Raw genomic sequence first — 14,864 nt, 5'->3', positions numbered from 1 at the left:
CAGGAAATCTATGAAAAAATTAAGAATAGTTCTTTTAGGTGTTGTCGGCCTATTGGTTTCGATGGCATCTTTGGCTAATTACGCACCAGAATTTTCTACCGCTGGCTTTTTCCAATTGAAAGATAGCGGTCGCGAGGTGTATTCAATGAATGTAGCCTGGCGCTTCTATAAAGGAGCTGTGGAAGGAGCCGAAGCCTCTGATTTTGATGATGCCAATTGGGGTGTGGTAGCATTGCCACATGGCATTGAGTATTTACCAACCGAGGCAAGCGGGTGTGTCAATTACCAGGGCGAAGTGTGGTACCGAAAGCATTTTGAACCAGATCACACGCTTAAAGGCAAGAAATTGTTTCTGCATTTCGAAGCCATTATGGGAAAGTCGAAAGTGTGGATCAATGGGCAATTGGTAAAAGAGCATTTCGGTGGATTTCTGCCTGTTATTGCAGATGTAACACCATACATCAATTGGGATGGCGATAATGTGATTGCCGTATTGGCCGATAACAGTAACGATCCCTTGTATCCTCCCGGGAAACCACAGGAGACTCTGGATTTTGCCTATTTCGGTGGCATTTATCGCGATTGTTGGTTGGTGGCGCACAATAATATTTATATCACAGATCCAAACTATGAGGATGAGATAGCCGGCGGTGGTCTACTGGTGGCTTCAGATAAGGTATCTGAAATATCGGCCGAGGTGACAGTGAAAGCGCATCTACGTAATGAATTGAAACGCAGCTTTAGAGGTGTTATTGAGTATGAGCTGATTAATAATAAGGGTGATGTGGTTGTGAGATCAGAGTCAGCCCTCAGGTTGAAAGCACAAAAGGCTCAGCATGTAACAAATAAGCTGACTGTAGATAAACCAAACCTTTGGTCACCCGATTCACCATATCTGTATCACTTGGTGGTGAGGGTGAAAGATGAGAACAATCAGGTGGTGGATGGCTATCGCAAGCGTATTGGTATCCGCAGTATTGAATTTAAAGAGGGGGATGGGTTTTGGTTGAATGGGAAGCCCTATCCGCAGCCTTTGATTGGTGCCAACCGCCATCAGGACTTTGCTGTTTTGGGTAATGCTTTGCCGAACAGTTTACACTGGCGTGACGCTAAAAAGCTGCGCGATGTGGGCCTCAAGGTGATTCGTAATGCGCACTATCCGCAGGATCCGGCTTTTATGGATGCCTGTGACGAGTTCGGCTTGTTTGTGATTGTTAATACGCCGGGCTGGCAGTTTTGGAACGACGAGCCTGTTTTCGAACAGTGCGTATACAGCGATATCCGTAACATGGTTCGTCGCGATCGCAACCATGCCAGCATCTGGTTGTGGGAGCCTATTCTGAATGAGACCTGGTATCCTGATTATTTTGCTAAAAATACACGCGCCATTGTTGAGAGCGAGTTCCCTTATCCGGGCTGTTATTGTGCCTGTGATGCCGAGGCCAAAGGAAATGAGCATTTCGATATCTTGTTTGGTCATCCATCAACAGGCGATCAAAACTGGGCACTGAAACACATCGATCCGAATAAAACCTATTTTACGCGTGAATGGGGTGATAATGTGGATGACTGGAACTCACATAATTCGCCAAGTCGTGTCAACAAAGGCTGGGGAGAACAAGCTATGCTGATACAGGCAAATCACTATGCCAAACCCGATTACCAATACACTTGCTATGATGCGCTCTATCGCACCACTCGTCAGCATGTGGGAGGCGCTTTGTGGCATTCTTTCGACCACCAGCGCGGTTATCATCCTGATCCCTTCTATGGTGGCATTATGGATGTCTTCCGTCAACCTAAATATTCCTACGAATTGTTTAAGGCGCAGCGTTCCCCAATTCAGACAGATATATTGGCCGAAACAGGGCCAACGGTATTTATTGCCCATGAAATGACGCCATTCTCATCGCCTGATGTAACTGTTTATTCCAATTGTGATGAAGTGCGTTTGCAGGTTTTTAAAGAAGGCAAGCGGTATGTGTACAAAAAGCAACAGACAGAGAAAGGCATTCCTAATCCGATCATTGTATTTAGTGGAGTGTATGATTTTATGGCAGATAAAGCCTTGGCGCGCAAACGCAAACAAGAGGAGGTGTTTATGCAGGCAGATGGTTACATCAATGGACAAAAAGTTGCCACCCACCGCATTGAACCGGCCAGGCGTCCGGAGAAGCTGGTGCTGTGGCTCGACGATGAGGGAACAGGACTGCAGGCCGATGGTTCTGACTGTGTGACGGTCGTCGCAGGTGTGGCCGATAAGAACGGCAACATCAAACGACTGAACAATTACTTCATCAGGTTTACTGTTGAAGGCGAAGGTACACTGCTGGGCGATGAAAGCATCATGGCCAATCCTCGTCCGGTCAATTGGGGAACTGCACCTGTTCTGGTTCAGGCAACCACTGAGCCGGGGGACATTAAAGTAACTGCTTCAGTTTTATTGGAAGGCAGTCAAACACCAATAAGGGGCGAACTGACTTTCTCAAGTATAGGATCAGCTAATAAGCTTCTTTTCAATATAAGCGAATGGGCGGGTAAGCAAAAAAGTACCAATGGTATCACAACCGTTACTACAAAATCGGAACAGGAGTTAATAAAAGAGGTAGAAGTACTAAAGCGTGAGTTAAATGACCTGAAGTTGAAGGAGGTTGAAAGGCAACAGGAGGAGTTTGGGGAGAAGAAGTAATCTATAATCGAATCTTCTGCAATTTCAAACTATCCTTCGATGAAACGCAAGTCCGGTTCATCCGTGTGAAAGCTGTTAGTAATGTGTGTCCATCGGGACATAATGGGGCTGGTAAACCGGTCTGAATATTCGTTGACGAAATAGTTGTTGAATGAGTTTAATACTTATCTATTAAAATCAAAATTGAATATGAATAGAAAAAACCTACGAATAACGTTTATCGTCATTATAAACCTACTAATGACCATGTCAGTGAGTTTGGTGGCGCAAGATACGTTAATGATAAGTGACCTTGGCTTATTGCCAAACACCCGCGAAAATGCCACTCCTTTTGTTAATAAGGCAATGGCGATGATGGAAGGGAAGCAAAATAGGATTCTGTACTTTCCACAAGGACGTTACGATTTCTGGCCGCATCATTGCATCGAAAAAGAGTATTTTGAGTCGAATACCTATGATATCAACCCAAAGCGGTTAGGCATTGTTGTGCAAGGGTTGACGAATGTAACGATTGAAGGCAACGGTTCTGAATTCATTTTTCACGATCGCATGCAGCCGGTTACGGTTGACAGCTCATCAAATGTGAGCCTCAAAAACTTCAGCGTTGATTGGGATATTCCGTTAACGGCACAGGGGGAGGTAATCAGCTCTGATGCGGAAGGTTTTACCATTCGCATTAATACCAATGAATCGCCCTACATTATTGAAAACAATAAATTGGTTTTTGTAGGTGAAGGCTGGAAGTCAGCTTTGTGGGAGGTAATGGAGTTTCAACCGGATACCCGTTTTGTGGAACCTTATACAGGTGATGCACAGGCTTTAGGACATGGTTGGCAAAATTACATGGCGAAAGAAGTAGTACCTGGACTGGTTAAAGTATACCGACTGGGTGGTTTCAAGCGTCATCCCAAAGTAGGCAATTGGCTGGTGTTGCGTCATAGTACGCGGGATCATGCCGGCATGTTTCTGGTGAATAGTAAGGATATTGACATTGAAGGTGTACGCATTTATCACACGGCTGGTTTGGGTGTTTTATCACAGTACAGTGAAAACATCTCACTGAAAGATGTAAAAGTAGTACCTAATAAAGCAAAGGGACGCTTTTTAAGCGGGCACGATGACGGCTTTCACTTTATGGGCTGCAAGGGCCAGATTACTGTCGATAATTGCGAGTGGGCCGGACTGATGGATGATCCGATTAATGTGCATGGGACCTGTGTGCGCATCACCGAGATTCTTTCTTCGCATAAAATCAAGTGTCGCTTTATGCACGATATGAGTGCCGGATTGGTTTGGGGCCAGCCAGGTGAACAAGTGGGTTTCATCGAAAACAAAAGTATGCGCACTGTTGGTTTTGGGACTATTGAAGCTTTTGAGACACTTAACAAGGAAGAGTTCACAGTTCAGTTGAGTGCTCCAATTCCTGAAGAAATAAAAGCTGGTGCAGCGCTGGAAAACCTCACCTGGACACCCGATGTGGATATACGTAACAGTATGTTTGGCAGTTGCAGAGCAAGGGGACTTTTGCTTTCAACGCCCGGAAAGATAGTGGTTGAGAACAACTGTTTTCAATCGAGCGGTTCGGCCATTCTTATTGCAGGCGATGCCAATTATTGGTATGAATCAGGTGCAGTGAGAGATGTAACCATCCAAAATAACACTTTTGAGTATCCATGTATGTCTTCGATGTATCAGTTTTGTGAAGCGATTATCAGCATTCTGCCAGAGATTCCGGAACCGGATTCGGAGTATCCGTTTCATCGCAACATCACCATTACAAACAATACGTTTCATCCTTTTGACTATCCCATCTTGTATGCCAAATCTGTTGATGGGCTTCGATTTACGAATAATACACTGATTCGCAGTATTAAGATTGAGCCATTCCACAAGCGCCAGGCAGGGATAACGTTGGATGCTTGCAAGAATGTATCAATTAAGGGAAATGAGATTGAAGGGGATGTTTTGGGTAAAAAGGTGGAAGTTCTCAATATGGATCCAAAAGAGGTGAAAATGCCTTCGAAGGAGTATTTTAAATTTTAGGTTTCGTAAATATCAAAACAAGAAATATTATACAAGATGTTTCTGACATATAGCAATTTGGAAAATGACAGGAACAGCACAGAGATGATTATATCACATTATATTAATAAAATTAATCCAAGATGATGAAACAATTAAGTACGCTCCTGATTGCCTTAGTAGTTTTACTTGCGTCAGGTTGCGAGCAAAAAAGCAATGAGTATAACCTGGTGCCTTACCCGCAACAACTGAAGGCACAACAAGGCAGCTTTACAATAAATGGGTCAACTAAAGTAAGCTATCAAGGTAGCGAAAACAGTCGGTTTGTTGCACAAGCCTTTGCTGATTTCATTGAGCCAGCTTCAGGGCTTCAGCTACAGATTGAACCAATCGAAAACACTGAACTGATTAAAAATGCAGTGTGCTTTGTGGAAGATGCCAGCCTTGAAGGTGTTGAAGGAAGTTATCAATTGGTCGTTACTAAGGATGGCATATTGGTGAAATCCAACAATCCGGTTGGTTTATTTTATGGTTTCCAAACCATTCGTCAACTGATGCCGGCTAAGGTTGAATCAAAAGAACTGGTTAAGAATACTGATTGGACAGTTCCGGCTGTAGAAATTACGGATGCACCTAATTTCTCGTACCGAGGTTTGCACCTGGATGTGGGACGCCATTTCTTCCCGATTGATTTCATAAAAAAATACATCGACCTGCTGGCTTTACACAAAATGAATGTATTTCACTGGCACCTGACAGAGGATCAGGGATGGCGTCTGGAAATCAAGAAATACCCTAAGTTGGCCGAGGTGGCTGCTTTTCGAGATGAGACACTGGTTGGTCATCTGGGTGTGGGCGAACGCCAATACGATGGTAAGCGCTATGGGGGATACTATACCCAGGAAGAGGCGCGTGAAATTGTACAGTATGCAGCCGACCGGTTCATTACAGTTATTCCAGAGATTGAATTGCCGGGTCATGCCCAGGCGGCTCTGGCTGCTTATCCGGAGTTTGGTTGTACAGGTGGTCCGTATGAAGTAGCGAAGGAATGGGGTGTGTTTAAAGAGGTGTATTGCGCCGGTAACGAAGAGGTATTTAGCTTTTTGGAAGATGTACTTGTTGAGGTGATGGATATTTTTCCATCCAAATACATTCACATTGGAGGTGACGAATGCCCGAAAGCACGTTGGGAAGAATGTCCTAAATGTAAGAAACGCATGCAGGCCGAAGGCTGTAAAGATGCCCATGAACTGCAGAGTTATTTTATTCACCGCATCGAAAAGTTCCTGAATGCAAACGGTCGTGATATCATCGGTTGGGACGAGATTCTGGAAGGTGGTTTGGCACCTAATGCGACCGTAATGTCGTGGCGTGGCATCAAAGGTGGCGAAGAAGCTGCCAAACAAGGTCACAATGTAATTATGACACCTAACACGCATTTCTACCTCGATTATTATCAGAATAATCCACAGAAAGAACCTTTGGCTATTGGTGGTTATCTGCCTTTAAGTAAGGTGTATTCATATGATCCTATGGCTGGTGATTTGACTGCAGAAGAAGCAAAGCACATCATTGGTGTGCAGGGTAATGTGTGGACCGAGTATATGGCCGAGAGCGATTATGTAGAGTACATGACCTATCCAAGGGCCTGTGCCATTGCCGAAGTGGGTTGGCTCGATTTCTCCAAGCGTGATTACGAGGCTTTTGCCAGACGATTGCAAAGCCATTTTAAACGTTTTGATGTGATGGGTGTGAACTACTTTGATAAGGTGCTGATGCCTTCTCCGTCTGTTGAAAAAGTTGAGTTTATTGACCAGGCGATGCTAGAGCTGTTTGACAATGCCATTGGAGCAAAGCTCTATTATACCACTGATGGTAGCACTCCTACAGATAAATCAACTCTGTATCAGGGCGCGATAACCGTTAAAGAGGAATGTACCATTAAAGCTGTGGCCATTGATTCAAGAGGCCGGGCAAGTGATGTGTTGGAAATACCGGCTCAGAAACTTTCGTTTATTGAAGGTATTGCAAAACCTGGAACAGAAAAGGGACTTGCTTGTAAGCTTGCTACTGGCAAATTTGAAAAATGCAGTGAGGTTGATAAGGCCGAAGGGAAGAGCCTTGTAGTTACTGATGTGATGATTCCCTCAGAAGCACCGCATGATAATTTTGGATTAAGCATTGAGGGTGTCTTATCCATTGAGCAGGATGGCCTGTATCAATTTACCTTAGGCTCAGACGATGGCTCGCAATTGTATTTAAACGATCGTTTGGTCATTGATAACGATGGTTTTCACGGTATGATTTACAAAAAAGCAAGTCTGGCTTTAAAGAAAGGTGCATATCCTGTAAAGGTGCTGTTTTTCGAAGGTGGTGGAGGCGAAGGTCTCAAGTTGGAGATGATTAATGTAGGCGGGGATATGATGCAATTTAGTGAGTATTTGAGTCATTAATGATTATTGCCATGCCGTCAACTATAAAACTGGCTGGTGGCATGGTATTGATTAGTTTTATATAAATAGAATAACATTAGAAGTAACGACTTTAAAACAAATAGGAAGGGGGAGTTATGAAGTTTAAACTAAGGAGGGTAATTACACTGGCATGTGCCGGGTTTGTACTCTTATTGACAGGTTGTGGAGATGCTGGTAAAGTAAAGTCTCCCAACATCATCTTTATTTTGGCCGATGATTTGGGTTATGGTGATTTGAGTTGTTACGGACAAACTAAATTCGCAACACCAAACATTGACAAACTGGCTCAGCAAGGAATGTTGTTTACGCAGCATTATTCAGGCAGTACAGTGTGTGCGCCATCGCGCTCAGCTTTGATGACTGGCCAACACACTGGCCATACGTTTATCCGTGGTAATAAGGAGGTGCGGCCAGAAGGCCAGTATCCAATGAGTGCAGAGGTGGTGACATTGGCTGAGTTATTAAAAGAAAAAGGATACGCTACTGGAGCATTTGGTAAATGGGGGCTGGGTTATCCTGGCTCAGAAGGTGATGCGAATAACCAGGGTTTTGATACTTTCTTTGGCTATAACTGCCAACGCATAGGCCATAATTACTATCCCTATTTTTTACGCGACAACCAAGACAGCCTGGTGTTGAAGGCAAATGAAGGGAAAGCGGCTGGTACTTATGCGCCTCAGTTGATTCATGAGAAAACAATTGAGTTTATAGAAACCCATCACGATGAACCATTCTTTTGCTACGTGCCAACAATTATTCCGCACGCCGAACTGCAGGTTCCGGAAGAGTACATGGATTTGTATCGTGGTAAATTTGAGCCTGAGCACAACTATAAAGGCGTTGATGACGGACCTGCCTATCGCAATGGTGGTTATGGTTCACAACCGGAGTCGCATGCGGCCTTTGCAGCCATGGTGCACCTACTGGATGAGCAGGTGGGTGACATCGTCAACAAAGTAAACGAACTGGGCATTGCCGATAATACGTTAATCATCTTTACATCGGATAACGGTCCGCATAAGGAAGGCGGTGCACAGCCTGATTATTTCAATAGCAACGGTCCTTTCAGAGGTTGCAAGAGGGATTTGTACGAAGGAGGAATCCGTGTGCCTTTAATTGCCAGCTGGCCTAGTGTGATAAAGGAGGGAAGCCAAACGGAACACATCTCGGCCTTTTGGGATTGGCTGCCCACTTTAACGGAGTTAACACAGGCAAATACGCCGCAACACATTGATGGTATTTCGATGGTTCCCACATTACTTGGAAAAGACTCACAACAGCAGCATGAGTACCTTTATTGGGAGTTTCATGAGCTGAATGGCAGACAGGCCATTAGGATGGGGAATTGGAAATGTGTGAAATACAATGTGCTCGCTCCGGAAAAAGCAACACTGGAGCTATTTGATTTGGAAAGCGATCCGGGAGAGGAGAATAATATTGCAAGTCTATTTCCTGAAATTATAAAGGATATGCAAGAATTATTTAAAGAGGCTCGAACAGTTTCTGAGGCGTTTATTTTTAAGCCATAAATACGATTTTTTAATGTCTGTGGTGTGAAAATGTGAATGAGTTGGTAAGTGAATATGGAATTTGCAGTTTTTATCAGACCGATATTGGAATTTAATGCCCGTATCTTGACCACTCAAGTCTGAATTTTCTAGTTTTGACCGGCATTTAATTGGGGGAAGGGAACTTTAATTTTATGATGAGAATCAATTGTCGGTGCAGAAGAGAAGTCATACTACTTCTGTTCTTAAGGTGCAAATAGTTGGTTTTGCGCAGGCAATAAATGTAAGTAGTAAAGAAAATGACCTAAATAAAGAACCTTTACCCGGAGTAAACATTCCTGTGGAAGGAAGAGCACAGGGAATGATGATCAACGTTAATAAGATATTGTATTGATGTTGATGGAGATGCTAGCCTGTTTTTTAATTTTCTAGGCTTTGTTTTTCAAACTATTGCTATAATTAATTAATACAGAAGACGCAATACAAAAAAATGCGATTTGATTGAGTTCAGGTCGCATTTATTTGAGCACCCCTTCATAAAAATCCATGTTGAACTTATTCAAAATATCGATGGGCATATAATTGGTTGACGCAGGATCTTCTTTGCGGAATAAGGCATTAAACATGAGCATGACCGCATTGTAGCCTTGCGACATGGATTGTTGACCAATTAAAAAATCAATGATTCCCTGCTGCATATAGGCAATGTTTTCATTCAGCGTATCAAAACCCACAATTATCTTGTTGGTTTGATTTTTATCAAGAATGGAAGCAATGCGATAGGCCCGCGAGTTAGGCACGTAAATTATTTTAACCTGCGGTTGTTGTTCCAGAAACTGAGTCAACAGCAACTCATGCTGGCTTTCATCTTCATCTATTTTTAGGCTCAAATGGTGTATCTCTGGTTTTGCTGAAGACGATTTGTCGAAGTATTGTGTAAAACCATCGATACGCGCATGATGATGGGCATATTCCTGCTCTTTTTTGGATATATAGGTGATAAGAATAGCATCGTTTTCATGACGGGCCATATCACACAAACTGGCAGCTACTTCGCCCGCTGCAAAGGGATTTTGCCCGATAAATGCTAATGGTTGAGCCTCTGGAAGATGGATGTTGATTTGAATGGAGGCGATGTTCTTTTGATGAAGCTGCTCGGCAAAATGCAAAGAAGCATCTAAAAACATAGGTACGTAAACAATGCCATCGGCCTGTGCTTCAATGGCCTTTTGGCAGGCTTTGTTAAAGGACTCAAGTCGTGGCGTGAAAAATACTTTTTCAATCGTTACTTTAAACGATGATAGTTCACTAATCGCCTTATCAACACCTGAATCAGGGCGCTCCCAATATTTGGTTTCGTTGGGGTCGGGTAGGAGGCATACTATTTTAAACTCTTTTTTAAGTGCCAGATTGCGGGCCAGGATATCCGGTTCATAACCTAATTCTTTGACCGCCTGCTGTATTTTTTCAGTAGCTTTTTTCGAGACTTTACCGCGCTTATGGATGTAACGATCCACGGTTCCTACAGAAACGTCGGCTTTTTTCGCGATATCTACAATTCGTATTTTCATTTAAAAAACAAATAAGAACGCCGGTGGGGAAGCCGACGCTCTGTTATTTTCATTGTTGCATTCAAAGAAAAAGTAAATTGTTCTTATTTAAAAATTGAAATAGTTTTTAGCATTGTAATAGCAGATGCCTTCAACGTACTCTTTTAATAGTTCCATATCATTAGGGATGAGTCCATTTTCAACGTCCTGGCCAAGCAGGTTACACAGAATACGTCTGAAATACTCGTGACGACTGTAACTCAAAAAGCTTCGTGAGTCGGTGAGCATACCAACAAAACGACTTAACAAGCCCAGGTTAGATAACGCATTCATTTGTTTCTCCATCCCGTCTTTTTGGTCGAGGAACCACCAGCCAGAGCCCCACTGAATTTTTCCAGCAACCGTTCCATCCTGGAAGTTACCAAGCATGGTAGCATACACTTCGTTATGAGCCGGGTTGAGGTTGTACAAAATCGTTTTTGTCAATTTATCCTCGGTAGCAAGGCGGTTTAAAAACTTCGATAAATCTTTGGCTACTAAATCATCACCAATGGAATCGAAACCGGTGTCGGCGCCTAATTCATTAAACATTTTGGTGTTGTTGTTACGAATGGCTCCAATATGAAATTGTTGTGTCCAGCCTTTGTTGTAATCCATCACAGCCAATTCATATAAAACCGCTGACTTATATTTCAATATCTCAGTAGCCGATAAAGCTGTTTTGTTGATTGCTTTTTCAAAAATGGCTTCAATCTCTGTTTCGGTGTAATCATCACAGAAGAAACGATCCAAACCATGATCAGATAATTTACAGCCCATTTTTTCAAAGAAATCTTGTCGGATTTGTAAGGCTTTTTTCAGCTGTGAATAATTAGTAATGGACATGTCTGCTGCGTCACCTAGTTTAATCAGGTAAGTGTTAAAATCATCCAGGTTATCAATGGCCATGGCTTTGTCGGCTCGCCAGGTTGGGAACACTTTTGCTTCAAAACCCGACTCTTTAATCATCTGGTGATACTCCAACGAATCGGCCGGATCATCGGTGGTGCAGATCACTTCAACATTGGCTTGTTTAATTAAGCCTTTACACGAAAATTCCGGTTGCTGTAACTTCTCATTACATTCGTCCCAAATAGCTTTCGCTGTTTCTTTGTTTAGTAGTGTTTTAATGCCGAATGGTTTGTTCAGCTCCAGGTGCGTCCAATGATAAAGTGGATTACGTAAGGTGTATGGTACCGTTTGAGCCCAGTTGTAAAACTTATCCCAATCACTGACATCGCCTGTAATTTCATTCTCTGGGATACCATTGGTACGCATAGCCCGCCACTTGTAATGATCGCCATACAACCATATTTCGGTCAGGTTTTTGAAGTTGATATCCTCAGCAATTTGCTGCGGCGGAATGTGGCAATGGTAGTCAATAATTGGCAACTTCGCTGCATAATTGTGATACAACTGCTTTGCAATGTCGTTCGACAATAAAAAATCGTCATGTATAAAAGTACTCATTGTAGTAATGTTTTATTATAGGGTGACGCCACTTTTAAAAATGGCAATCTCCTTAAAGTTTGTAAGCTCGTGTTTTAATTTTTGACCATTGGCAATTTCAATCAGAAAATCGGTGAATTGGATTCTTAACTCATCCATACTCACTTCACCATCAACCAGGCCTCCGGCATTGAAATCCATCCAGTTTTTTTTATGCTTGAACAGATTGGAGTTGGTTGCAATTTTCATCGTTGGAACAAAGCTGCCAAAGGGCGTGCCGCGTCCTGTGGTGAACAGTACCATTTGGCAACCGGTAAAACCCAGAGCTGAGCTGGCTATTAAATCATTGCCCGGTGACCAAAGCAGGTTGAGACCCGGTGTTTTTATTTGTTCTCCATAATTGAGGACATCGTTGACAATGGCGTCGCCTCCTTTTTGAACACAGCCCAGCGATTTTTCTTCCAACGTGGTGATGCCTCCGTTTTTATTTCCCGGCGAAGGATTTTCGTAAATGGGTTGTTCACTGGCTCTAAAATAATCTTTGAAGCCATTAATGAGGTCAACCGTTTTACAAAATACATCTTTCGATTCGGCACGTTCCATTAAAATGGTTTCGGCACCAAACATTTCAGGTACTTCAGTCAAAACGGTAGTGCCGCCCTGTGCCACCAACCAATCAGAAAAACGGCCCAGCAGCGGATTGGCCGTGATACCTGAGAAACCATCGCTACCGCCACATTTAAGGCCAATTTTAAGCTTTGATACGGGCACCGCCTGACGCTCATCCGTTTTCATCTTCTCGCACAACTCTTTTACAATTTCAAGCCCACTTTCCACTTCATCTTCCACTTCCTGTGAAATAAGAAATTTAACACGCTCATCGTCCCACTCGCCAATGATGGCCTGTAGCTGCGAGACCTGATTGTTTTCACATCCCAGGCCCAATACCAACACGCCTCCTGCATTGGGGTGCTTAATAGCAGCTGCCAGGGCTTTTTGCGTGTTCTCATGGTCGTTGCCCAATTGGGAGCAGCCATATTGATGACTCAGAACCAATACATCGTCAAGGTGGCTTGTATCACTTTCTGCTTTTAACTGATCAACAATGAGTTTGGCCTGGCCGTTCACACAACCGACTGTTGGTATAACCCATAACTCATTTCTAATACCCACATCACCATTTTTACGGACATAACCGTTAAACGTGCGCTCCTCGTGTGCAATTGATAAGGGCTGACCTTTAGGTGTGTATTGGTATTCAAGATTTTCATCAAGGCCGGTACGCACATTGTGCGAATGAACGTGTTGACCTGGCTCTATATCCTCTTTGGCCAAACCAATGGAATAGCCATATTTAATAATGTGTTCGCCTTTCGCAATTGGAGCAATTGCAATTTTATGTCCCTGTGGGATGTCGGCCTGCACCTTAAGCTGTGTCGCATTAACTTCCAATTCAGCGCCTGCTGAAATAGGCTGTAGGGCTACCACCACATTGTCGTTAGGATGTATATGTAAAAACTGATTCATTGTATCTGTATTTAGATCACTTGTTTTGATGCCGTCTCAATGCCTTCTTCCATGATAGCTTCGATGTAATTGGCCACCGCAGCGCTTAAGCCATTAACCGAAGACAGGTCGGTGTTCCAGATGCTTTGATTGGAGAGAATATTGCTGGTTAATGCGTCGTATGACTCCATCGCAGACCATTCGTTTTGGATGAAGGCCACATGCTCTGGGGTGTCATTAATGGTGAAATTTAGGTTGTTGTATTGACCCCGGTAAAGTACTAATAACGCAGCTAATGAGAAGCTGAGCTTAGCTGGCAGTTGTCCGTTACGTTCCAGACTGTCGACAAGTGAAGGATAATCACGGGTCATCCATTTGGAGAGTGAGTTGAGTGAAATATCCTTTAAAAAGTGACGGATGTATGGATTAAAGAAACGCTCCAAAATTTCATCAGCAAAGGCTTTTAACGCGTCCTTATCGCCATCGATATTCGGGATCACTTCCTGGGCTACCATGTCATTGATAAATGCGGCGAGTGTTTTATCGTCAAATGCCTCCTTAACGGTTTGGTGTCCGCTCAATAATCCGACAGGTACCAAAGCCGTGTGAGAACCATTCAGGATGCGTACTTTTTTGTCACGGAATTTAGTCATGTCTTCCAGCCAAACCACGTTTAATCCGGCTTTATCAAACGGATATTTGTCGCGAACCGCTTGCGGTGCTTCAATGGCCCACAAATGGAAGTATTCGCCCACTACTACCAGATTATCTTCATAACCCAATTCAGCCTGTATTTCTTTAATATTAGCTTTGGGGAAACCAGGAACGATTCGGTCTACCAATGTATTGCAGAATGAACAGCTTGTATTTACCCAATTGATAAATGCTTCTTCAAGCTGGTTGGCTACCGATAGTTCGAGCACAATTTCTTTTAGAATGGTGGCATTCTTCTCAATTAATTCACAACAAAAGAAGGTCAGGCCTTTATCGGCTGCACCATCAAAATGTTTAAATCGCTGATACAATAATTGGGTGACTTTGCCAGGAAATGATTTGGGAGGTAGGGCAAAAATATCTTCATCGTCGATGCGACTGATACCGGCTTCAGTGGTATTCGAAACGACCAGCTCCAGCTCAGGATTTAAAAAGTAATTTTTATAAGCTTCGTATTGGGTATACGGATTAACGGCGTCTATAATACAATCCACTAATTCAGTTTCCTGCACTGCCTGGCCATCTTTCATGCCTTGCAGCAATACATGGTACAGGTTATCTTGCTTGTTTAGCAGGTCGACCATGCCTTGTGCCAATGGCTGAACAACCACCACACCATTGTTTGTACCAAGTGCCTTATTTGATTTGTGAATCATCCAATCGACAAAAGCTCTTAAAAAATTGCCTTCGCCAAACTGGAGGATTTTAAATTGATGGTTGACAGCTTGGTTATACGTTGTTCTGTTTAATGATTTCATAGTGTTTAAATTAAGTGATATATACCTGGGCTGGAGCTCAGGTATCTCAGAATGTAAAGTCGAACTGACTGTTCAGTTCGTGATAGGCTATTTCTAATAGGTACGATTAGAATAATGTACTGTGCAAATATATTGAAAAAAGTGTGTGCGCACAC

The 14,864-nt window shown here is 43.1% G+C and carries 9 protein-coding genes; 5 read left to right on the top strand and 4 right to left on the bottom strand.

Features of this window, described 5'->3' with window-relative positions; all coding sequences use genetic code 11:
• The first annotated feature begins 10 nt into the window (after positions 1 to 10).
• The 5 genes from J1N10_RS17745 (at position 11) to J1N10_RS17725 (ending at position 9,087) form a co-directional block, all read left to right on the top strand.
• Positions 11 to 2,689 (top strand): glycoside hydrolase family 2 protein, encoded by a 2,679-nt coding sequence (locus tag J1N10_RS17745; protein ID WP_262328077.1) that lies wholly within the window; start codon positions 11 to 13, stop codon positions 2,687 to 2,689.
• 189 nt (positions 2,690 to 2,878) lie between these two features.
• A complete protein-coding gene (locus J1N10_RS17740) occupies positions 2,879 to 4,732 on the top strand; it encodes a right-handed parallel beta-helix repeat-containing protein (protein ID WP_262328076.1) in 1,854 nt (617 codons plus the stop codon).
• 122 nt (positions 4,733 to 4,854) lie between these two features.
• Entirely contained in the window at positions 4,855 to 7,164 is a 2,310-nt protein-coding gene (locus J1N10_RS17735) for a family 20 glycosylhydrolase (protein ID WP_262328075.1), read from the top strand.
• A 116-nt stretch (positions 7,165 to 7,280) separates the two neighbouring features.
• Positions 7,281 to 8,714, top strand: coding sequence for an arylsulfatase (locus tag J1N10_RS17730; RefSeq protein WP_262328074.1), 1,434 nt, complete (start codon positions 7,281 to 7,283; stop codon positions 8,712 to 8,714).
• A gap of 193 nt (positions 8,715 to 8,907) precedes the next feature.
• Entirely contained in the window at positions 8,908 to 9,087 is a 180-nt protein-coding gene (locus tag J1N10_RS17725) for a hypothetical protein (RefSeq protein WP_262328073.1), read from the top strand.
• Positions 9,088 to 9,211: 124 nt separating this feature from the next.
• Here the strand turns inward: J1N10_RS17725 and J1N10_RS17720 are convergent, their stop codons facing one another.
• From J1N10_RS17720 to J1N10_RS17705, 4 genes are all read right to left on the bottom strand, one after another.
• A complete protein-coding gene (locus tag J1N10_RS17720) occupies positions 9,212 to 10,264 on the bottom strand; it encodes a substrate-binding domain-containing protein (RefSeq protein ID WP_262328072.1) in 1,053 nt (350 codons plus the stop codon).
• Between the two features lie 87 nt (positions 10,265 to 10,351).
• Complete coding sequence (gene uxaC, locus J1N10_RS17715) at positions 10,352 to 11,752, bottom strand: glucuronate isomerase (RefSeq protein WP_262328071.1); 1,401 nt, start codon at positions 11,750 to 11,752, stop codon at positions 10,352 to 10,354.
• Between the two features lie 15 nt (positions 11,753 to 11,767).
• Entirely contained in the window at positions 11,768 to 13,258 is a 1,491-nt protein-coding gene (locus J1N10_RS17710; protein ID WP_262328070.1) for a UxaA family hydrolase, read from the bottom strand.
• An 11-nt stretch (positions 13,259 to 13,269) separates the two neighbouring features.
• Positions 13,270 to 14,709, bottom strand: a complete 1,440-nt coding sequence (locus J1N10_RS17705; protein ID WP_262328069.1) for a tagaturonate reductase — start codon at positions 14,707 to 14,709, stop codon at positions 13,270 to 13,272.
• Positions 14,710 to 14,864 lie beyond the last annotated feature (155 nt).

Origin of the sequence: Carboxylicivirga litoralis (assembly GCF_025499605.1) — a bacterium.
Taxonomy (GTDB): Bacteria; Bacteroidota; Bacteroidia; order Bacteroidales; family Marinilabiliaceae; genus Carboxylicivirga; species Carboxylicivirga litoralis.
Note: the sequence above shows the minus strand (reverse complement) of the source record. Positions and strands in the feature narration are given on the sequence as shown.

Excerpts from the sequence above, each read along its gene's own strand:
- J1N10_RS17705 (WP_262328069.1), bottom strand. The coding sequence starts at position 14,709 with ATGAAATCATTAAACAGAACAACGTATAACCAAGCTGTCAACCATCAA.
- J1N10_RS17740 (WP_262328076.1), top strand. The coding sequence starts at position 2,879 with ATGAATAGAAAAAACCTACGAATAACGTTTATCGTCATTATAAACCTA.
- uxaC (WP_262328071.1), bottom strand. The coding sequence starts at position 11,752 with ATGAGTACTTTTATACATGACGATTTTTTATTGTCGAACGACATTGCA.
- J1N10_RS17745 (WP_262328077.1), top strand. The coding sequence starts at position 11 with ATGAAAAAATTAAGAATAGTTCTTTTAGGTGTTGTCGGCCTATTGGTT.
- J1N10_RS17730 (WP_262328074.1), top strand. The coding sequence starts at position 7,281 with ATGAAGTTTAAACTAAGGAGGGTAATTACACTGGCATGTGCCGGGTTT.
- J1N10_RS17735 (WP_262328075.1), top strand. The coding sequence starts at position 4,855 with ATGATGAAACAATTAAGTACGCTCCTGATTGCCTTAGTAGTTTTACTT.
- J1N10_RS17710 (WP_262328070.1), bottom strand. The coding sequence starts at position 13,258 with ATGAATCAGTTTTTACATATACATCCTAACGACAATGTGGTGGTAGCC.
- J1N10_RS17720 (WP_262328072.1), bottom strand. The coding sequence starts at position 10,264 with ATGAAAATACGAATTGTAGATATCGCGAAAAAAGCCGACGTTTCTGTA.